The following is a 20,122-nucleotide window of genomic DNA, read 5'->3' as shown; positions in this document are numbered from 1 at the left end:
CATTTCTGGTAACGGGGCTATCATCGCCCCATAACCATATTTACTGAAGAGTTGGAAGAACCTTTTCAACATCAGTATGAGGACGTGGAATTACATGAGTAGAAACAAGCTCGCCTACGGATGCTGCTGCGGAAGCCCCTGCATCTGTTGCTGCCTTTACAGCTCCAACATCTCCTCTTACCATAACAGTTACAAGTCCTGAACCGATTTTTTCATATCCAACTAATGTCACGTTTGCTGATTTTACCATTGCATCTGCTGCTTCAATTGCTCCTATTAAGCCTTTTGTCTCTACCATACCTAATGCATCTGCGCTCATTGTAAAGCCTCCTTATGATTCCTGAATGTTTTTTTAGTTAAATGTAAGGGGTCTCAGAGGTCTTTGGTTCATCTCCCAAGGCTCCAAGCATTTTCTTGCCTGCTTCGATGGCGGCCCGCACGGCCTGCCTTACTGCTCCGGAATCTCCGGTAAAGGTTAGGATTACCTCGTTGGAATAGCTGGTTCCTGATGCCGGAGAGCTATAGCCTACCACTTCAACATTGGCTGCTTTTACTGCAATATCTGCTAAAACAGTACCAATGGCTGCGGGACCTGCACAGGTCATTCCAAATGCCTTGCCTACTGGTGCTCCAAGTGCCTTTTCCAGACAGTAGCTGGCTCTTGCCGTATACTGGAATTCCAGATGTCCTGCATCATTGGAGTAAACATCTCCAAAGTATTTTGGCAGTACCTGAAGTGCGATTTCCACTGCTCTTCTGGCATCAGATACATCTTCTGCACCGATATAGATTAAACTTCCGTGTCCGGCTCCGCCTTTGGTATCTCTTGGAAGCTCTACAGAAATAATCTCTGTATTGGTTGCCTTTACTGCTTCATCTACAGCCCATATCTGGGGGCCGGCTCCGACTCTGCCCCCAATAATACCAACCGAACGGTACTTGCCTAATTTCATAGCCCCGGCAAGCATTGGGTCAACACTGGCAATTACAAGTCCTATGGTATCGCCAATGGCAGTTCCCACAAATTCAGTCATCCCGATTCCGTTTGCTGCCGGACGTGTTGTTTCTTTCTTGATTCCAAGCTCATCAGATACTTGTTTCATTACTTTTTCAATTAACTGCTGATCCATTCTTTTCCTCCATTCTCAATTTGAATTTATCCACCAATTACGCACCGAAAACCGTACTTTTCCACAACTTCCTTACACTCTGTAAGATCTTCCGGATTCAGTGGCTTAACATGTTCCAGTTCGTACTTCTTCCCTAACAGCTCATATTTGTTTTCTCCAAAGGAATGGTAGGGAAGAAGGTGTATGGTTCTGATACCTGTCAGGGTCTTTGCATATGCTGCAATTTCACCAATTGCCTCCAGGGAATCATTAAAACCTGGAATCACAGGAACCCGGATTACCGTATCTGATATCTGGGTAATATGGGGAGCATTTTTTAATACCACATCATTGTCCGCTCCCGTAAACCGCTTATGCTGTTCCGGGTCCATATGCTTGATATCCAAAAGAACCGTATCTACATATGGGATAACCTGTTCTACCGCTTCTTCCGTTCCGATTCCGGTGGTCTCAATGGCAGTGTTCCAGCCCTGCCCCTTACTGGCTTTTAAAATCTCTGCTGCAAACTCATACTGCACCAGTGGCTCACCGCCAGAGAGGGTGACTCCCCCTCCGGAGCGGCGGTAAGTAGTGGCATCTTTTTTTAACTCCCGTATCACCTGCTGAACGGACATGGTCTTTCCTTTAGAAACAAGGGCTCCTGCCGGACATGCATTGGCGCATTCTCCGCAGCTGATGCATATTTTTCTGTCTATCCAGTTTTCATTTTCCGTGCTGATGGCTCCTGCTTTGCACACATTGATACAGCGTCCGCAATGAATGCACTCATCTTTTTTATACATCATGACCGGCTTCATACTCTGGGATTCCGGATTACTGCACCACTGGCAGGAGAGAGGACAACCCTTTAAAAATACGATTGTTCGGATTCCCGGACCATCGTGCAGGGAAAACCGCTGGATATCAAATACGGTTCCCGTCAGATTATAATTAATTGACTCCATGCCGACTCCCTTCTTTTTCTATGCCGGAACCCTTTATAACGTCTGCTCGGTACGGCTTATAATGTCATCCTGAACTTCTTTTGCAAGCACAGTAAACTGCGCACTGTAGCCAGCGACTCGGACTACAAGATCCTTGTACTGATCCGGATCCTTCTGAGCCGCAAGAAGGGTATCACGGTCGATTACGTTAAACTGCACATGCATTCCCTTGTGATCAAAGTAAGAACGTACAATGGAAGCAAAATGCTTTAAGCCTTCATCTCCAGCAAGGGCTGATGGAAGGAATTTCTGGTTATATAAGGTTCCGTTTGAATAGTTTGCATGATCCAGTTTAGAAACTGACATGGCAGCCGCAGTGGGACCATTGGTATCTTTTCCCTGTCTTGGGGATACTCCGTCTGCAAGAGGTGCTTTCGCCAGTCTTCCGTCAGGAAGGGCTCCTACATCCTTACCAAACAATACATTGGCGGATACAGGATAGCATCCTGCCTGGAACTGACCGCCTCTTGGGTTTTTGTATTTCTCAACTTCATAGGAATAAATCTGTCCGCAGCGTCTTGCAATCATATCCACTTCGTCTTCATCGTTACCAAACCATGGCGTATTCTCAAGAATTCTCTTAATCTGCGCATAGTCTTCCTTGCTGCCTGAAGCTTCTTTTTGAGGCTTGCTCAACTGTGCCTGTAAATCAGCAAGATTGATGGAACCGTTATTGCTTAAAATTCTCTTTACTGCTTCATAAATTCTGTCTTCATCCGTAGATTCCGCTAAAGAACAAGTCTTGTCACAGCAGTTGCCAAAGTTATGATCAAGCGCTTCTTTTAACTGTGCCATGGTAATCTCTTTGTTTTCAAACACATGCTTCTTGATCGCACAAAGGGAATCTCCTGCATCAGCAACACCAAACGCCTGTGGTCCGGTAAAGTTATAGATTGCCCCGCCTTCCTGAACACTCTTACCACGGCCAATACAGTCATCCACCAAAGCAGATAAGAATGGAAGGGGTGCACGTTCTGCATGGGCATAATCCACACAGCTATCTGCCTCTGCAAGATGGTAAACAAAATACTCCATCTGCTTTTTGTAGGCCTCGAAAAGCTGCTCTAAATTGGTAAAGGAGGTAATATCTCCTGTTACAGGACCTAACTGCTTATCCCCAACTTTTCCGTTATTCAGAGTGATTTCAAGGACCTTTGCAATATTAAAGAATGCGGCATCGTGCCAACCTTCTGTTTTATGAGGACACTGTGGCTCCACACAACCGATGATACAGTAATTTCTTGCATCTGCTAAGGATACGCCTCTGTTGCAGAGTGCAGGAATAATTACTTCGTCGTTATACATGGCAGGGACACCAAGGCCTAAACGGGTAAGCTCACAGGCGCGGTAAAGGAATTCGTCCGGTGTGTTCTGATGCACACGAATGGAGAATGATGGTGCAGGGAGTTTAACATGTGCAACCGCCTCCATACACATATAAGACATTTCATTCGTTGCATCCAGTCCGTCTTCTGTCTGACCGCCTACAATTAAGTTCTGGAATACTGCGTATCCAGCAAATGCCTGGGCAGAAACTTCATCTCTGGTCTTATTGATATCATTTAACTTGACCCATACACAGTCTACCAGTTCCTGTGCAAACTCATGGGAAATGTCTTTATCCATGGCAAGATAGGGATTCATGTACTGGTCAAAACGTCCTGGTGAGATGGAATGTCCATTGGCTTCAATCTGAAGCAGAATCTGTACAAACCAGAAGGACTGGCATGCCTCATAGAAGTTCGTTGCACCCTGCTTGGGAACCTTGTCGCAGTTTGCTGCAATCTGAAGCAGTTCTGCTTTTCTTTTCGCATCGAGACAAACCGCTGCCATCTCTCTTGCTTTTTCTGCATAACGATGTGCGAACCGAGTGGCTGCCGTATATGTAATGATGAGGGCTTCATAGAAATTTTTCTTCTTAATATAATCCGGATCACTGGTATCAAGCTTTGCCATTGCTTCCATGACCTGACGGATAATACCGGTAAATCCGATTTTTAAAACTTTGCCATAATCCACGCACACGTGTCCCACGCCGCCATAGAAATAGTTTCCTACGGTAAATACACCATTGCTGATGCAGTCTTTTGTCTCCTGGGACATATAGGAATCTGCCAGGGCACTGGTAGTCTTTCCATCCCAGTACTTAAATGCTTCCTTTAACTCTGCTGCAGTCTCCTTTGGAATCTGAAATGGGTCCGCGATTCTGGTTGCCATGGTATCAAATTCTTTCTCTACCCAATCATAGGAAAATTCAGGGCAGATTTCGGTGGAACGGAGGTTCTTTGTAATTGCACCCACAATCAGTTCATTGTCATGAATGGTGATTGGAAGACTGTTAAAAATCTTCTCCGCGGCCTTTGCTCTCCTCATAATCGGAGACAGCCCTTCCGTCTCTTTATAAGATTCTGTTACTAAAACAGCTCGTTCTGATTCAACATATGGAATTGCATCCACAATAGCTCTTTTCAGTTTTTTTATACGCTCCGTTGGCTCTGTAAACCCTTTTGCAAGCATAAAATATCCTCCTTCTACCTAATAAGTTTTTGGCTGATTCCTCTGTCCACATCATATCCCATCCAGGTGAAAATACTGAAATATTATTAAAACATAAAAGTTGTACAATCCAGACTTCTTCTATCCTGACCTGATATCCATGCTTTTAACCCCTCTTAAATCAGGGCTTAAGGTGCCAGAACCTTTTGTCTCATATGTTCATCTTAGGGGTGTCTGAAAACTGCCTGTTTCAAGATGTACGTCACTTTGTGGGAGATTTGCTTCATATGAAGGTGACGAAGCGGGGCGTGGAGATTGGGGCAATGAGCGTTCAGACAACCCCTGACAATGAGACTTAAGATTCCAGTAATCTACAGACTGATTTCATGTATTTTTGAAACCTCCGCATTTTACATCATCTGTATTGGATTGTCCCTTTTTTCGGATTGTACTGTAATTGAAAGCAAAAGGCTTCCCTTATATAATGATGTTAAGTCCATGAAAGTCCCTATAAGGAGGTATTCTTGTGAGTGATTCCCAAATGGCGGGAGAAATTGCAGCGGCTGTCATTGAAGCCTTAAAAAGTGAGCGCATGACTTTAGAAGAGGCTTTAAGTATTATGAAGCGAGGGGAAGAGATGGCAAGGTCACTTCACGTTGCCATGGTATTTACCGTGGTGGATGACGGAGGAAACATGGTTGCCATGCACCGTATGGATGATTCCCTCCTTGCCGCAATATCGGTTTCCCATGCAAAAGCATATACTGCGGCTGCCCTGCGCATCTCCACCGAAGAAGCGGGCAGGACCGTTCTTCCGGGACAGCCTCTTTACGGTCTCCAGCAGACCCACCCCGGAAAATTCTGCGTCTTTGGAGGCGGTGTCCCCTTGACCAGTGGCGGTCGCTTCCTTGGCGGACTAGGTGTGTCAGGCGGCACAACAGAGCAGGATATTGCCGTAGCCAGACACGCTGCGGCCAGCTGCCCATAACGCAAAATAAGCATGACCCGCTGCTAAACAGGTCATGCTTATTTTTTTACGGATTAGGTCAGGAAAAAACCGTTTCCAAATAATATATTTACAAGAAAGGTGAAGATAAAAATGGTACATGCAGGAGGATCCACATGGGTATCACAATGACTGTTAAATGTCCTTCCCACAAAATCACCAAACAGCGCGGTCAAAATACCAAACAACACTCCCATCAGGGGATTGCCGGATAGCACTGCCGCTAACGCGGAGACCAGGGCAATGTGATGGGTGGAGGGAACACCAAAACCTGTCTGGGCAAATATTAAAGAAAGTGCTGCGATCCCAAAACAAAGGACGGGAAAGTTTCCAGTCACTGCTTCCGGTGCTCCTGCTGCTGCCATGGTCTGATACACAAATCCAGTGGCAGTCCCGATTCCGGCACCAAGCAGTATCAGGCAGGAAAGTTCTTTTCCTCCTGAGATATAGGTCCTTTTTTCCCCTTGCTGCACCTTTCCCATGAGACCAGTGCTTCCAAATGCAAAACGTGCGATGAGAGCGGATACAATAACCGTAATACCCGGAAGATCCGTATTTAACTTTAGGACGCCTCCTGCAAGATAATGAATGACAAATCCAAGGATTCCAAACACTCCGCCCACAATGAGGGTCATAGGATCAGACAATCCGAAGAGAGGGGTTAAAATATCCGTGCCGCTTTTTAAAAGCTTCTTTTTTCCTGCGTAAGCTGCAGCCGCAACTCCGCCTGCAAAGGCAACATGAGGACCCAGATAAGAACCAAATGTAACGTAGCTTAAGGTTACATCCGCTCCTCCTGCCATTGCCACCGCCGCTCCTGCAAGTGCAAGTACTCCAGTTAGTATAAATGCTGGAAGTGCTCCTAAATAAGCCCCAATAACGCCTCCGCCAAACGCCCCGATTAAAGCAAAAATACTCATTTCTTTCCTTCTCCTTTTGCTTATTTATTAGTATCCATTGATACATGGATTACTGAACAATAGAAATTGTCTCTCTGGCAATTGCTAATTCTTCATTGGTAGGAATCACTAAGACTGCTACGTTTGAATCAGAGGTTGAGATTAACTGCTCGCTTCCTCTCTTTGAATTCGCCTCTTCATTCAAACCAATTCCTAAAAATGCAAGCTGATTACAAATCTTCTTTCTTATACTTCCATCATTTTCTCCAACGCCTGCGGTGAACACAATGGCATCGATTCCCCCCATAGCTGCCGCATAGGCCCCAATATATTTTACGACCCGGTATGTAAAGGAATTAAGGGCTGTCTGCGCTCTGTGATTTCCTTCTTCTGCTGCCTTCATAATATCACGAAAATCACTGGATACTCCGGACACACCAAGCACACCAGATTTTCTGTTTAATACGTCAAGCATCTCAGCAATGGTCAGCTCCTCTTTCATCATGAGAAACTGTATGGCACCAGGATCAATGTCTCCGCTCCTGGTTCCCATTAAGAGCCCTTCCAAAGGAGTAAATCCCATGCTTGTATCCACGGACTTTCCATTTTGTACGGCTGAAATACTGGAACCGTTCCCCAGATGACATACGACAATCTTCATGTCCTCATAATTCCTGTTCAGATACTCTGCCGCCCTCATGGAAACATAGCTGTGACTGGTTCCGTGAAATCCATATCTTCGTACCTTGTATTTCTCATAATATTCATATGGAATCCCATAGAGATAAGACATCTCCGGCATGGTCTGATGGAATGCCGTATCAAATACTGCTACCATGGGAGTGTCTGGCATCAGCTCTTTGCAGGCACGAATTCCGGTCAGACTGGCTGGATTATGAAGGGGAGCTAATGCACAGCACTCTTCAATGGCTTTTAATGTCTCCTCTGTGATGAGCGCGGAGGATGTAAAAATCTCTCCTCCATGGGCCACTCTGTGTCCCACGGCGCCCACTTCGTTTAAACTCTTTATCAAACCCGACTGTTCATCGGTAAGCAATTTCTGCATCATGTTAACTGCTTCTTTGTGCGTGGGCATAGAAGCTTTCATCACACTCTTTTCTTCGCCCTTTCTCTGGTACGTGACCATGCTTCCTTCAATTCCAATCCGTTCGCAAAGTCCAATTGCCATCACTTCCTCTGATTCCTTCTCGATTAACTGGAATTTAAGGGAAGAGCTTCCGCAGTTAATTACCAATGTGTACATAATGTTCCTCCTGCCTCGTTCATCTACCTGTTCTTTCAGACAGGAACATTATAACATCATGACCACCGGGACAAGGTGCATTATACAGACAGAAAACCAGTAAAATACATACCAGTTGCATGCGCATTTCAGATAGAAAAAATCCTCCAAATATGATTATTTACATGTTATCGGTAATCGTCTGAATGCTCTAAACAATTATGATTTTCGTAAACATCCTTATTGGAGGATTCTAAAGTAAACGTACTTTCTTTGTTAAACTACTTTATTAATGATGGAACCGATGCCCTCGATCTTACATTCCACTTCGTCTCCGACCTGTAGAAACTTAGGAGGTTCAAATCCCATCCCAACTCCTTTTGGAGTTCCGGTGGAGATAATGGTTCCCGCACGAAGAGTCATTCCCTTTGATAATTCACTGATAATCTGATCAATGTGAAAGATCATAAGCTTTGTGTTACTGTCCTGTCTCAGCTCTCCGTTTACCTTAGACTGAATGCTAAGCTCCGGAGGATAGGAAAGGGATGCTGCTGTCAAAATGCAAGGACCCATAGGCGTAAAACCGTCAAGGCTCTTTCCAAAATACCACTGTTTGTGTTTGTTCTGCACGTTGCGGGCGCTTACATCGTTGATGATGGTATAACCAAAGATATAATCTCTGGCTTTTTCTGCCGGTACATTTTTCGCGTCTTTTCCAATGATCACGGCCAGCTCTGCCTCATAATCCAGGCTATCCACCATGTCACTGTGGCTTTCTATGTCTCCATAAGGGCCAACGGCCTCATTCACCCGTTTGGAGAAATAAACCGCATTGGCGCGTGTTCCATCGAATTGTTCTTTTTTAAAGCGTGCGGATTCCTCAGCATGTTCCATGTAATTGATCCCCAGACAGATGATATCCTGCTCTGGTCTGCAGATTGGAGCCATAAGCTTTACTTCTTTTCTCATAGCAGCTCCCACAATGTTGTTGCTGTATGGGTCTAGCCCGGAAGCATGCTCCAGTAAATCAAGTTCTGACTGGCTCAGTCCTTTTACAACCTCCAGCATCTCCTTGTACTCCATACCAAAAGCCCTGAGAGGAAAGACCCATGTCTCATCCTTACTCATGACCCCGATATCTCTTCTCCGGTCAACCTCGTATGTAACTAATTTCATTGCATCCTCCTTTTACATGAACCATAACTCTTCCTTGGTAGTGGAGATTGCATCCGCACCTGCGGAAAAAGCCGCAATAATATCCTTTTTATCAGATATCAGCCCGCCTGCAATAATGGGAATATTTGTATAGGCACGAATCTCTTTTAACACCTTGGGCATGACACCAGGCATCACTTCAACTACATCGGGATGGAAGGTATCAATCTGCTTCTTCATGGTGCTCATGGCAAGAGAATCTATGATAAAGGTTCTCTGTACCCCGATTAAGCCAAGCTCTACGGCCCGCTTCACCAAAAGAGGCTTTGTACTGATAATTCCATCTGCGAAGGTATTCTGCTTTAAAAAATCCACAGCAATCTCTTTGGAGCTTAGTCCCTGGGCCAGATCCGCATGTACAATCGCATACTTTCCGTGTTCTTTTATCTGCCGTACGATTCCACCGATATTAATAATATTTCCATACAGGACAAATACCATCTGGCAGTCTGATTCAAAGCATTTATGAAGTCCGTTTTCATCCTTAACCGCTGCAATTACTGGAGATGTCTCCAACAGTTCCATTGCTTTCATCAATATTCCTCCACACCCACAAAATATGGATCTTGTTCTACTTTATCAATCCTTTCCCCCACCGTCAAGGCTATTTTTGACCTTTGACCATTTTCTTTGGAAATAAAAGTCCCGGCAAGAGGGAGAATGGAGCGAAAAATCTCTCATTTCTTCCTGTGCCTGCCGGGTATTTTCTCGGTCGCTTTATGATTTCGTATCTACATTCCTGGTTGCCACAATGGACACGCCGGTCCCGGCGCAGTCCTTAATGATTACATCGCCGATGGCAACCGGCGCATGGACTGTAACCTTACGGATTTCTTCCATGCAGTCAAAGATTTTATCCTTTGGAATATCCTGGCTGGTCTTAACGGAGACCATGATATGTTCTCCTCCCTTGACACGAACCGAGGAGGTGACCATTCTGGTGGGGCTTAAGACTTCCTTTTTCCCGTATTCAATGCCCCGGTTACAGGAGTTGCCTGTTACGCTAATCTCATTTTCTTCTATGGTAACCTTCAGCTGACATCCAAGTGGACAGCGGATACAGGTCAGTTCTCTCGTCTCCATGTTATTCCACCTCCGTACAGATCACGATTTTTTTAAGCTCTGGAAATTCACTTAAGCTTTCCTTCTTTATAATCACCTGTTCCATCTCACCAGGTGCCAGCACCCGTTTCTTTTTGTGGGATACCCGCTTCCCGTCGTAATAGACACTGATGTAACGATCCTTATAAACATCAGCCACACGGAACCTTACGGTGATCTGATCTTTCATGTGCTCTATATCAAGCCTTTGAGGTACGGTATAACGAACCCCTTGTTCCGCCGCTATTTCCACAAAATCAGTCCTGGTTCTCTGCCCAACCGTTACAAAGGAAGCCGCACTGACACCTGCCATGGCTGCCTCTTCCGATACATAGTCAACAAGGTCATGGACATGAAGTACGTTGCCGCAGGCAAAAATGCCTTCCGTGCTGGTCTCCAGGCTGTCATCTACCAGTGGCCCCGAAGTCACAGGGTTTAAATCTACCCCGGCACTTCTGGAAAGCTCATTTTCCGGCAAAAGGCCAACGGAAAGCAGTAAGGTATCGCAGCTTATGGTTTCCTCTGTCCCTGGAATTGGCCTGCGGTTTTCATCTACTTTCGCTAGGGTGACACCGGTGACCCGTTCTTTTCCCTGAATATCCACTATGGTGTGGCTTAATTTCAGTGGAATTCCATAGTCATCAAGGCACTGGACAATATTTCTCTTTAAGCCGCCGGAATATGGCATCAGCTCTGCCACCACCTTTACCTTGGCTCCCTCTAAGGTCATACGTCTTGCCATAATCAGGCCGATATCACCGGAACCAAGAATGACCACTTCCTTTCCTACGGTTTTGCCTTCCATGTTCACAAAGCGTTGGGCAGTTCCTGCGGAATAGATTCCTGCCGGGCGGTAGCCAGGTATGTTTAAGGCTCCTCTTGGACGCTCTCTGCAGCCCATGGCTAAGATGATGGCACGTGCCTTAATCACCGTAAGACCTTCTTCCCGGTTTATTAAGGTCACTTCTTTGTCCTTATTAATATCGAGTACCATGGTATTTAAAAGATAAGGGATGTTCTCAGCTTCTACCATATCAATAAAGCGGGCGGCATATTCCGGGCCGGTCAGCTCTTCTTTAAAGGTATGAAGCCCAAAACCGTTGTGAATGCACTGGTTTAAGATTCCTCCTAAGACTCCGTCCCTCTCCAGAATGAGGATATCTTTGATCCCTTCTTTTCTGGCGGCAACGGCTGCTGCAAGGCCTGCAGGACCTCCTCCTATGATTACAATGTCATGCTCTCTCATTAGCTGCGCCTCCCTCTTCTCTTTCAAGCATATTGGAACCTGGCCGGTTCTTACAGATGTCTTCAATGTCTCTGCCAGTCTCTCTTGCCAGAATTTCCATGGTCTTAGGCCCGCAAAATCCTGCCTGACACCGTCCCATACCGGCACGTACCCTGCGCTTGATTCCGTCTAAGGAAACAGCTCCCAGAGTACGGGTAATGGAATCTACGATTTCTCCTTCACTGACGCCTTCACAGCGGCAGATAATGGTACCGTATCTTGGATCTTCCTTAATTAACTTACTCCGTTCTTCCAGAGTCAGCTTTCTTGTATCAATGATTCCCTTGCGGACAGGGTTAAAGTCAGCTTTCTTTTTTGCGCCGGCTTTCTCTGCCACCAGTTTTGCCACATAGACTCCAATGGCAGGAGCGCTGGTAAGCCCTGGGGATTCAATGCCAGCGGCATCAAAAAATCCATGAGCATCTTTTACTTCTCCAATAACGAAATCATTGCCTGCCTCATGAGCTCTTAAGCCGGAAAAGGAGGTGATGACCTGGCGAAATGGGATGTTCTTAACGCCGAATGCTGCCTTTGTTAAAATATCAGAAAGCTCCCCTGCCGTAGTGCTTACATCTTCCTTGCTTTCCACATCAGAAGCTGTAGGCCCGGCAAGAAGGTTTCCGTGAACCGTAGGAGTGACAAGGACTCCTTTTCCCATCTTTCCGGGAAGCTGGAAAATCGTGTGGGATACATGGGTTCCTGCTTCTTTATCAAGAAGAAGGTAATCTCCCTTTCTAGGGATAATGGTGAGCTTTTCTTCACTGACCATGTTGTGGAACTCATCTGCATATACGCCAGCCGCATTGATGACGTATGTGGCATGGATGATTCCTTCATTTGTCGTTAGATCATAGCCCTCAGAGGTCTTTTCAATGCCAGTTACCTCTGTGTTTAAAAGAAATTCCACTCCGTTGTCACAGGCATTTTCAGCCAGGGCAATGGTAAGACCAAACGGACAGACGATGCCGCCAGTCGGCGCATAGAGTGCCCCTACCACCTGTTCTGTAACATTAGGCTCCATCTTACGGACTTCATCTCCCGACAGGATAGAAAGCCCTTCTACACCGTTTTTAACCCCTTTTTCGTAGAGTTCCTGTAAGCCCTTCCTATCCTCTTCTGAAAAACAGAGAACAAGGGAACCATTCTTAATAAAGGAAAAATCAAGCTCCTTAGAAAGTTCTTCCATCATGCGATTGCCTTCCAGGTTAAACTTTGCTTTTAAGGACCCTGGGTATGCGTCAAATCCCGCATGGACGATGGCACTGTTTGCCTTTGACGTACCGGAACAGACATCCTCCTCCCGATCCGCCACACAGATTTTCATGTCATAACGGGCCAGCTCTCTTGCGATTGCCGATCCGATGACACCGCCGCCGATAATTGCCGCATCGTAATGCATTTCCTTCATGTTTTCTCCTCCATATGCCCAATGAATATTCATTTTAGAATGTAAAAAAGAGCAAGGAAAATAAACGGATTAATCCGTGTTATCTCCTTACTCTCTCGTCTCAAAGGTTTGTTATTTAATTAATTTCATGCTATCACAGGTAAGACCAGGTGTCAAGTGTTTCTAATCCTCATCCTGGGACCAGATAAGAGCGCATTTAATGGCCTTTTTCCAGCCTTTGATCCGTTTTTTCCGGCACTCTTCCTCCATCTGGGTTTCAAAGACCTTTGACACCTTCCAGTTCTTTTTAATTTCCTCTTTGTCCTTCCAGTAGCCCACTGCAAGACCTGCTAAGTAGGCGGCTCCAAGGGCTGTAGTCTCAATGCACTCCGGCCTTAAAATCTGAGTGTTTAATAAGTCAGACTGGAACTGCATCAAAAAGTTATTGGCACAGGCTCCTCCATCTACCTTTAACTGCTTTAAGTGAATCTCAGAATCCTGCTCCATGGCTTCGATTACGTCGGATACCTGATAAGCCATGGATTCCACGGTGGCGCGGATGAACTGTTCCTTGCTGGTACCTCTGGTGACCCCTACAATGGTTCCTCTGGCGTACTGGTCCCAGTATGGGGCGCCAAGGCCTGCAAAGGCAGGGACCATGTAAACGCCGCCAGTATCCTCTACCGCCCGGCAGTATTCCTCTGTCTGAGCCGCAGAGCGGACCATTCTCATCTCATCCCTGAGCCACTGGACAGCGGCTCCAGCTACAAAGACACTGCCTTCCAGAGCGTACTGAATCTGTTCCTGGTCGCTGGCTGCAATGGTGGTAAGGAGTCCGTGTTCGGAACGAACGGCCTTTTCTCCCGTGTTCATAAGCAGGAAACAACCGGTTCCATAGGTATTCTTAACTTCTCCGGCTTCAAAGCAGCACTGGCCAAAAAGGGCGGCCTGCTGATCTCCGGCTGCTCCGGCGATGGGAATCTTTCCGCCCATGACATCGGAAGAGGTATAGCCATACACGCAGCTTGATGGTTTGACATCCGGCAGCATGGATTTTGGTATTCTGAAATAATTTAATATGTCTTCGTCCCAGCATTTTTTATGAATATCATAAAGCATGGTTCTGGAGGCATTGGTATAATCGGTAACGTGAATGCAGCCCTTCGTCAGATTCCAGATCAGCCATGTATCCACGGTACCAAACAGAAGCTCCCCACGTTCTGCCCGTTCCCTGGCCCCCTCTACATGGTCCAGAATCCATTCAATCTTGCTTCCGGAGAAATAAGCATCCGGAATCAGTCCGGTACGGTCAATGATAAGACTCTCCAGGCCATCCTCCTTTAGACGTTCAATTCTGTCCGAGGTTCTTCTGCACTGCCAGACAATGGCATGGTAGACCGGCTCCCCTGTCTCTTTATCCCATACGATGGTAGTCTCTCTCTGATTGGTGATACCAATGGCAGCAATATCGCTGTTATGGGCACCAATCTTTCCCATGGCCTCCATGGTTACAGAAAGCTGTGAGGACCAGATTTCCATGGGGTCGTGCTCGACCCAGCCCGGCTTTGGAAAAATCTGTGTAAACTCCTTTTGTGCTACACTGCAGATGTTTCCCTGTTCATCGAACAGAATACACCTGGAGCTTGTGGTACCCTGATCCAGGGCAATAACGTAACTTCCCATATTAACTTCCCCTTCCAATTACACCTTTTTTTGCCTGTCTGTTAAAATTTTCTCAAGCAGCAAAGAAAGAGCCTCGGAAATGAACGGTTCCCCGCACTCATCACCTGGCTCTTTCATCTCTTAGGCTATTTATTAATATATTTTTAATAGTAACATGCCCCGTATATGATGTCAAGTTTTAAGAGCGTTATTTTATCAATAAAGGCTTTCCCTTATGGTCTTTAATGCCTGGATAATAAGGGTGGGAATAAAAGCAAATATTAAAATCGTGAGAAACTGTCTTCCCGTTAAATCTGCCACATAAAAAAGGGTGTGAAGGCCGGGAATAAACAGTACGGCTGCAAGAAGCACAGCTCCTGCTTCAAAGGCCATAATACTCCATAGATTGCTCCTTAAGCCGATTTTAAAAATGGAATGGCTGCTTCGGCAGTTAAACCCATGGAAAAGTCTTGCCAGGGTTAAGGTAGAAAATGCCATGGTGCTGGCTGCGGCTTCACTTCCGGTGACCAGGCCGGTTGCGTAAGCTCCCATGGTAAAGATGGCTATTAAGGCTCCCTGAAAGAGAAGCTGAAGGACAAACCTCATGGTTAAGATCCCTTCCTTTGGATTCCTGGGCTTTTGGGCCAGAAGATCCGCCTCAGCCCGTTCCATGCCAATGGCTATGGCAGGCAGAGAGTCGGTCAGCAGGTTAATGAATAACAAGTGCACCGGAGCAAAGGGAAGGGGCAGACCCCTAAGGGAGGTATATAGAACACAAAGGATTCCCGCCATGTTTCCGGATAAGAGAAACTTAATGGCATTTCTTATGTTCCGGTACACATTCCGTCCATTGGCAACAGCTTTTATAATGGTTGCAAAGTTATCATCGGTCAGAATCATGGCTGAGGCATCCTTAGAAACCTCGGTTCCCATTTTACCCATGGCAACGCCAATGTCTGCCTGCTTTAGGGCGGGAGCATCGTTGACTCCGTCCCCGGTCATGGCTACAATATGGCCCTTTTTCTGCCAGGCGCGGACAATTCTTATCTTGTGCTCCGGAGAGACTCTGGCATAAACACTGATCCGTTCCAGTCGTCCGTCAAGCTCCTCATCCGTCATATCATCAAGCTCCGGGCCGCTGAGTGCCACATCCCCGTCACTCATAATGCCGATTTTTTCTGCTATGGAGGAGGCCGTTACTTTATGGTCTCCGGTAATCATCACCGGGCGGATGCCAGCTTTCTTTGCATTTAAAACGGCATTCTTTGTCTCAGGTCTTGGAGGGTCCATCATGGCTGCCATGCCTAAGAAGATGTATCCGTTTTCGGATTTCTCCGTCAGTGACTCATTGTCATCGATTTCCCGGCATACAAAAGTGAGGACTCTTAAGCCCTGGGCAGAAAAATCCATGTTCTGCTCTTTGAGGGCATGAAGGTCTCCTTCCCGGACCGGGCGGATGCCTTCACTGGTCCAGATGCTTTTGATCCTGGGAAGAAGGACTTCCTGGGCACCTTTGGTAAACAGCATTTTCTTACCCTCAATCGGGTGAAGGGTGCTCATCAGCTTTCGATCTGAATCAAAGGGAATTTCTCCGATTCTTGGATAATGAGACTTAATGACGGCTTCCTCTGCCCCGGCCCGCTCTGCCATCTGAAGGAGGGCTGCTTCCGTAGGATCCCCCAGAAGCTTTCCGTCATGGTATGCGGAATCATTGTTTAAAACGGCATCGTAGAGCAGATATTTATGTACTGGAACTTCCGGGTTTAACATCTCCGGGGGATACAGGCGGTTGTTGACATAGACCTGCTGGACTGTCATTCGGTTCTGGGTCAGGGTTCCTGTTTTATCGGAACAGATGACAGAGACGCAGCCAAGACTTTCCACTGCCTTTAAGTCCTTGATAATGGCATTTTCACGGGCCATTTTCTGGGTTCCCATAGCCTGAACGATGGTGACAATGGAGCTTAATGCCTCAGGAATGGCGGCTACTGCCAGAGCCACGGCAAACATGAGGGAATCGAGAACCGGCATCTTCCGGTATATACTCAAGCCGAAGACGAGGACGCAGATCAATAATATCCCTGCTGCCAGCCTGCTGCCAAACTGATCTAAGCTTACCTGAAGAGGTGTCTTTTTCTCTCCTGTGTCGTTCATTAAGGAAGCAATTCTGCCGATTTCTGTATTCATTCCGGTTCCGGTGACCAGAACCTTTGCCCTGCCTGCCGCTACCAGAGAGCCGGAAAAGACCATATTGCTCTGTTCGGCAAGGGGTACCTTTTCTTCCCGGATTCTTCCTGTTTTTTTCTCTACATTGATGGATTCTCCTGTTAAGGAGCTTTCATTGACCAAAAGTGAGTAATTTTCAAGCATTCTTCCGTCGGCGGCCACCATATCTCCTGCTTCCAGAAGAAGAATATCTCCAGGCACCAGCTCTGCGGACAGCACCTGCTGTATGGTGCCCTCCCGAATGACTACGGCTACCGGTGCGGATAAGGCCATCAGGCTGTCTAAGGATTTCTCTGCCTTTTGATTTTCTACGGTCCCTAGCACCGCATTCAGCAAAAGAACTGCAAAAATGACTCCGGTGCTCTCCACATCCCCGGATATCATAGAAATAACCGCCGCTATAATCAGGATAATGACCAGCAAATCTTTAAACTGGTCCAAAAAGACCTGGAATGCACTTTTTCGTTCTGCCTTTAACAGTGCGTTCTCCCCATACTTCTCTCTGCGCTTTATAATTTCAGCGGAATCCAGACCTGACCACTTTGCCTGAAGCTGAGACAGGGCTTCATCCTCCGATAATCGAAACCATTCTTCCATTCATGACGCTCCTTCCCACTACTCATACTATGGTATGAGCCTCCCCCTTAATTTCATGAATGATAGAATCAATAAATTGCGATTGGCCCGCGAGGACCTTCTATAATATTTATGTCCGTTTCAAAGATATCCGTCAGAAGCTCCGGCTTCATAATATCTTCCACCGCTCCAAAAGCGGCAATTTGTCCGTTTTTCATGGCACAGATCCGATCCGAATATTGGGCTGCAAAATTGATGTCGTGGATCACGGTCAGGATGGTTCGTCCAAATTCATTGGCGGCATGCCTTAAATGCTTCATCATCTGCACGGAACGGGCAACATCTAAATTGTTCAAAGGCTCATCAAGAAGCACATATTCCGTCTCCTGACATAAAACCATTGCCACATAAGCTCTTTGCCTTTGACCTCCGGAAAGCTCGTCTAAATACCGGTTCTCCAAATCACCCAGATCTAAAAAATCAATATATTTGGAGATAATCATTTCATCTTCCTTTGTTAATCTCCCCTTGGAATAAGGAAAACGTCCAAAGCCCGCCAACTGTCTTACCGTCAGTCTGGTCACAAAATGATTTTCTTGTCGTAAAATCGTGAGAATTTTTGCCAGGTCCTCTGATTTGGATTGTGAAACATTCAGATTGGCTACCTTGATCTGGCCTTCATCCAGATTCAAAAGTCTACCAATCATTAACAGCGCCGTAGATTTTCCAGCGCCGTTTGGCCCGATTAAGGAGGTAAGACCGGCTTTTGGAATTTGAATATTTAAAGGTCCTATTTTTACTTCATCTGAATACTTTTTTTCAACATTAAGAATCTCAATCATAACGTTCCCTTTCTTAGCATGACGACTAAAAATGTAATTCCACCAAACAATTCGATGATGATAGATACAACCCCCTGGGCTCTGAATACATGATACATGAAAAAGTATGAGCCAGTTAAAACCAAAAAGCCTATGGCAAGAGCCATTGGAAACACATATCGATGATCATAGGTCGGCACTGCCTGATATGTCATGGTAGCGACTAAAAATCCGAAGAACGTAAGGGGGCCTACCAATGAGGTTGAAATAGACATCAGAACAGATACTAATACAAGAGTATAAATGACTCCTGACTTATGATGAACCCCAAGGGAAGTGCTGGTACCTTTTCCAAGGGACAGTACATTTAATTTTTTTGAATAAGCAAGAAGCAATATGGCAGTAATGATGACGATGGGTATGGCTACCGGAAAATACTCCGCATCCGCATTATTCACAGAACCAAACAATCTTGCCTGCAGCACATCAAACTCAGAAGGTGCCAGAAGCTTTCTCATAAAGGAGGATACCGACTTAAGCCCGGTTCCAATAATAATTCCCACCAAAAGCATAAGCTGCAAATTGCCATACTTTCCGGATAGCAGCCAGCCATAAAGGATTAAGCACATGAGTACCATAATCGCTACCTGAAACAGAAACGGTCCAGTCCCTTTGAATTTTATAAATACACCGGCACCAAAAAAGAACATGGTACTGGTATGTATGGTGGAGTAAAGTGCCTCAAACCCTAAAAGCGAGGGCGTGAGAATCCGGTTATTGGTACTGGACTGGAATGCAACGGTCGCTAAGCTCTGACAAACAGCAGCGATGACCATCGCAACAATGGCGGTCAGCCTCCGTTTCACAATGGGAACAAAAGAGGGAGAACCCATGGGAACCGGATTGTTATAAACCAAAAGTCCATAGGTGGCAAGAGAACCTAAAACAAAAAGTGTTATCAGCAAGATCCAATAACGCGTCTCCTCTTTCCTGGAACGAAACGCTTTGGCCGATCTGTTTCTATTATCAACTCCGGGATTCAGCCCGGTATTTTTATTCTTATCTATAAATTCGCTCATCTTAACTTCCTTTGTTTCAATAAAATCACGATAAAGATTACCGCACCCACAGTTCCAAGGATTAAAGAGACAGGGACTTCAAAAGGCATGATAAGTGTACGGGAAATAATGTCACATAGAGTAATTGCTCCCATTCCAAGCACGCATACCCAGGGCAGATTGCTCTTTAGATCATCCCCTCGATACATGGAAACAATATTTGGAACAATTAAGCCTAAAAACGGAAGATTTCCGATTACAGCCGCAACAATACCAACGGCAGCCGAAATAAGACCCGTGCCAAGTATTACAATCTTATTGTAATTTACCCCAAGGCTTGTTGCCACATCTTCTCCTAATCCGGCTAAGGTCAACCGATCCGCATAGAAAAAGATGATGATATTAATAATGACAATGAGCCATAAATACTCATAGCGTCCGATTTGGACCGGGGCAAAGGAACCTACGAACCAGGTTTGAATGCTTTGTGTCATTTGAAAAAGGAGACCAATAAAGGTGGAAATTGAGGATATGACGGCTCCCAGCATCATTCCTATGATAGGAACGATTAAAGACGAGCGAAGCTTGACCTTTCTTAAGAAAAGAAAGAAGATCATGGTACCTACAAAGGAAAAAAGGATCGCACCCGCCATTCTCTGCATCAGAGTCGGTGCCGGTATTACCAGATAAACAAAAACAAGCCCAAGGCCTGCCCATTCAATGGTGCCCGTTGTGGTAGGCTCCACCATACGATTCTGTGTAATCAGCTGTGTTACCAGTCCAGCCATGGACATGGCTGCTCCCGTGAGCATGAGCGCTGCCGTTCTTGGAACGCGTGTAATAAAAAACATCTGAAGTCCGTCCTCTTGCCCCTTGATGTCATATACCCCTGTAAAAAGTGATATGATTCCTAACATGAGGACACAGATGACTGCCAATGTAAAAGATTTTGTCCATGTCTTATTAGAACAATTCTGGGGCTGAGAATTCTCAGCCCCTGTCATTTTATTGATTTGATTTTTCCGCATTTTGGT

At 45.9% G+C, this 20,122-nt stretch carries 18 protein-coding genes; 2 read left to right on the top strand and 16 right to left on the bottom strand.

All coding sequences use genetic code 11. The features are described from left to right. Nucleotides 1–40: 40 nt before the first annotated feature. Genes pduA through OW255_RS01175 form a run of 4 tightly spaced genes read right to left on the bottom strand, consistent with a single transcriptional unit; the run spans nucleotide 41 to nucleotide 4,630 of the window. Nucleotides 41–319 carry a propanediol utilization microcompartment protein PduA gene (gene pduA, locus OW255_RS01190; RefSeq protein WP_024837727.1) on the bottom strand — a complete coding sequence of 93 codons (279 nt, stop codon included), beginning with the start codon at nucleotides 317–319 and terminating at the stop codon, nucleotides 41–43. A 37-nt stretch (nucleotides 320–356) separates the two neighbouring features. Beyond that, nucleotides 357–1,130: a propanediol utilization microcompartment protein PduB gene (gene pduB / locus OW255_RS01185; protein ID WP_326498142.1), complete on the bottom strand. Its 774-nt coding sequence runs from the start codon at nucleotides 1,128–1,130 to the stop codon at nucleotides 357–359. Nucleotides 1,131–1,156: 26 nt separating this feature from the next. Next, complete coding sequence (locus OW255_RS01180; protein WP_268115370.1) at nucleotides 1,157–2,074, bottom strand: glycyl-radical enzyme activating protein; 918 nt, start codon at nucleotides 2,072–2,074, stop codon at nucleotides 1,157–1,159. 33 nt (nucleotides 2,075–2,107) lie between these two features. Next, nucleotides 2,108–4,630, bottom strand: coding sequence for a glycyl radical protein (locus tag OW255_RS01175; RefSeq protein ID WP_268115369.1), 2,523 nt, complete (start codon nucleotides 4,628–4,630; stop codon nucleotides 2,108–2,110). A 185-nt stretch (nucleotides 4,631–4,815) separates the two neighbouring features. Here OW255_RS01175 and OW255_RS01170 point away from each other — a divergent pair, with 185 nt between their 5' ends. Both OW255_RS01170 and OW255_RS01165 read left to right on the top strand, forming a co-directional pair. After that, the gene (locus tag OW255_RS01170; RefSeq protein ID WP_268115368.1) at nucleotides 4,816–4,968 is read left to right on the top strand and encodes a hypothetical protein; all 153 of its coding nucleotides are present in this window, start codon (nucleotides 4,816–4,818) and stop codon (nucleotides 4,966–4,968) included. 167 nt (nucleotides 4,969–5,135) lie between these two features. Then, nucleotides 5,136–5,597, top strand: coding sequence for a GlcG/HbpS family heme-binding protein (locus OW255_RS01165; protein ID WP_268115367.1), 462 nt, complete (start codon nucleotides 5,136–5,138; stop codon nucleotides 5,595–5,597). 53 nt (nucleotides 5,598–5,650) lie between these two features. On the opposite strand, the gene OW255_RS01160 is transcribed toward OW255_RS01165, so the two are convergent. The 12 genes from OW255_RS01160 to OW255_RS01105 form a co-directional block, all read right to left on the bottom strand. After that, nucleotides 5,651–6,535 carry a DUF7973 family transport facilitator gene (locus tag OW255_RS01160; RefSeq protein WP_268115366.1) on the bottom strand — a complete coding sequence of 295 codons (885 nt, stop codon included), beginning with the start codon at nucleotides 6,533–6,535 and terminating at the stop codon, nucleotides 5,651–5,653. Nucleotides 6,536–6,584: 49 nt separating this feature from the next. Beyond that, complete coding sequence (locus OW255_RS01155; RefSeq protein WP_268115365.1) at nucleotides 6,585–7,778, bottom strand: acetate/propionate family kinase; 1,194 nt, start codon at nucleotides 7,776–7,778, stop codon at nucleotides 6,585–6,587. A gap of 255 nt (nucleotides 7,779–8,033) precedes the next feature. Then, nucleotides 8,034–8,933 (bottom strand): fumarylacetoacetate hydrolase family protein, encoded by a 900-nt coding sequence (locus tag OW255_RS01150; RefSeq protein ID WP_268115364.1) that lies wholly within the window; start codon nucleotides 8,931–8,933, stop codon nucleotides 8,034–8,036. 12 nt (nucleotides 8,934–8,945) lie between these two features. After that, on the bottom strand, nucleotides 8,946–9,506 hold the full coding sequence (locus OW255_RS01145) for a glycerol-3-phosphate responsive antiterminator (RefSeq protein ID WP_024837734.1): 561 nt from the start codon (nucleotides 9,504–9,506) through the stop codon (nucleotides 8,946–8,948). A gap of 183 nt (nucleotides 9,507–9,689) precedes the next feature. Then, nucleotides 9,690–10,055: a DUF1667 domain-containing protein gene (locus OW255_RS01140; RefSeq protein WP_024837735.1), complete on the bottom strand. Its 366-nt coding sequence runs from the start codon at nucleotides 10,053–10,055 to the stop codon at nucleotides 9,690–9,692. A 1-nt stretch (nucleotide 10,056) separates the two neighbouring features. After that, the gene (locus tag OW255_RS01135; RefSeq protein ID WP_024837736.1) at nucleotides 10,057–11,319 is read right to left on the bottom strand and encodes an NAD(P)/FAD-dependent oxidoreductase; all 1,263 of its coding nucleotides are present in this window, start codon (nucleotides 11,317–11,319) and stop codon (nucleotides 10,057–10,059) included. After that, the gene (locus tag OW255_RS01130; RefSeq protein WP_268115363.1) at nucleotides 11,306–12,766 is read right to left on the bottom strand and encodes an NAD(P)/FAD-dependent oxidoreductase; all 1,461 of its coding nucleotides are present in this window, start codon (nucleotides 12,764–12,766) and stop codon (nucleotides 11,306–11,308) included. The genes OW255_RS01135 and OW255_RS01130 overlap by 14 nt, the downstream gene beginning before the upstream one ends. 162 nt (nucleotides 12,767–12,928) lie before the next feature. Next, nucleotides 12,929–14,428 carry a glycerol kinase GlpK gene (gene glpK / locus OW255_RS01125; protein ID WP_024837738.1) on the bottom strand — a complete coding sequence of 500 codons (1,500 nt, stop codon included), beginning with the start codon at nucleotides 14,426–14,428 and terminating at the stop codon, nucleotides 12,929–12,931. 195 nt (nucleotides 14,429–14,623) lie between these two features. Further along, on the bottom strand, nucleotides 14,624–17,230 hold the full coding sequence (locus OW255_RS01120; RefSeq protein WP_024837739.1) for a cation-translocating P-type ATPase: 2,607 nt from the start codon (nucleotides 17,228–17,230) through the stop codon (nucleotides 14,624–14,626). A gap of 68 nt (nucleotides 17,231–17,298) precedes the next feature. Beyond that, nucleotides 17,299–18,051 (bottom strand): iron ABC transporter ATP-binding protein, encoded by a 753-nt coding sequence (locus OW255_RS01115; protein WP_024837740.1) that lies wholly within the window; start codon nucleotides 18,049–18,051, stop codon nucleotides 17,299–17,301. Further along, the gene (locus tag OW255_RS01110; protein WP_024837741.1) at nucleotides 18,048–19,109 is read right to left on the bottom strand and encodes an iron chelate uptake ABC transporter family permease subunit; all 1,062 of its coding nucleotides are present in this window, start codon (nucleotides 19,107–19,109) and stop codon (nucleotides 18,048–18,050) included. The genes OW255_RS01115 and OW255_RS01110 overlap by 4 nt, the downstream gene beginning before the upstream one ends. After that, nucleotides 19,106–20,116 (bottom strand): ABC transporter permease, encoded by a 1,011-nt coding sequence (locus OW255_RS01105; protein ID WP_024837742.1) that lies wholly within the window; start codon nucleotides 20,114–20,116, stop codon nucleotides 19,106–19,108. Before OW255_RS01105 ends, OW255_RS01110 begins: the two co-directional genes overlap by 4 nt. Nucleotides 20,117–20,122 lie beyond the last annotated feature (6 nt).

This window comes from Lacrimispora xylanolytica (assembly GCF_026723765.1).
Lineage (GTDB): Bacteria > Bacillota > Clostridia > Lachnospirales > Lachnospiraceae > Lacrimispora > Lacrimispora xylanolytica.
Note: the sequence above shows the minus strand (reverse complement) of the source record. Positions and strands in the feature narration are given on the sequence as shown.

Excerpts from the sequence above, each read along its gene's own strand:
- pduA (WP_024837727.1), bottom strand. The coding sequence starts at position 319 with ATGAGCGCAGATGCATTAGGTATGGTAGAGACAAAAGGCTTAATAGGA.
- pduB (WP_326498142.1), bottom strand. The coding sequence starts at position 1,130 with ATGGATCAGCAGTTAATTGAAAAAGTAATGAAACAAGTATCTGATGAG.
- OW255_RS01180 (WP_268115370.1), bottom strand. The coding sequence starts at position 2,074 with ATGGAGTCAATTAATTATAATCTGACGGGAACCGTATTTGATATCCAG.
- OW255_RS01175 (WP_268115369.1), bottom strand. The coding sequence starts at position 4,630 with ATGCTTGCAAAAGGGTTTACAGAGCCAACGGAGCGTATAAAAAAACTG.
- OW255_RS01160 (WP_268115366.1), bottom strand. The coding sequence starts at position 6,535 with ATGAGTATTTTTGCTTTAATCGGGGCGTTTGGCGGAGGCGTTATTGGG.
- OW255_RS01155 (WP_268115365.1), bottom strand. The coding sequence starts at position 7,778 with ATGTACACATTGGTAATTAACTGCGGAAGCTCTTCCCTTAAATTCCAG.
- OW255_RS01150 (WP_268115364.1), bottom strand. The coding sequence starts at position 8,933 with ATGAAATTAGTTACATACGAGGTTGACCGGAGAAGAGATATCGGGGTC.
- OW255_RS01145 (WP_024837734.1), bottom strand. The coding sequence starts at position 9,506 with ATGAAAGCAATGGAACTGTTGGAGACATCTCCAGTAATTGCAGCGGTT.
- OW255_RS01140 (WP_024837735.1), bottom strand. The coding sequence starts at position 10,055 with ATGGAGACGAGAGAACTGACCTGTATCCGCTGTCCACTTGGATGTCAG.
- OW255_RS01135 (WP_024837736.1), bottom strand. The coding sequence starts at position 11,319 with ATGAGAGAGCATGACATTGTAATCATAGGAGGAGGTCCTGCAGGCCTT.
- OW255_RS01130 (WP_268115363.1), bottom strand. The coding sequence starts at position 12,766 with ATGAAGGAAATGCATTACGATGCGGCAATTATCGGCGGCGGTGTCATC.
- glpK (WP_024837738.1), bottom strand. The coding sequence starts at position 14,428 with ATGGGAAGTTACGTTATTGCCCTGGATCAGGGTACCACAAGCTCCAGG.
- OW255_RS01120 (WP_024837739.1), bottom strand. The coding sequence starts at position 17,230 with ATGGAAGAATGGTTTCGATTATCGGAGGATGAAGCCCTGTCTCAGCTT.
- OW255_RS01115 (WP_024837740.1), bottom strand. The coding sequence starts at position 18,051 with ATGATTGAGATTCTTAATGTTGAAAAAAAGTATTCAGATGAAGTAAAA.
- OW255_RS01110 (WP_024837741.1), bottom strand. The coding sequence starts at position 19,109 with ATGAGCGAATTTATAGATAAGAATAAAAATACCGGGCTGAATCCCGGA.
- OW255_RS01105 (WP_024837742.1), bottom strand. The coding sequence starts at position 20,116 with ATGCGGAAAAATCAAATCAATAAAATGACAGGGGCTGAGAATTCTCAG.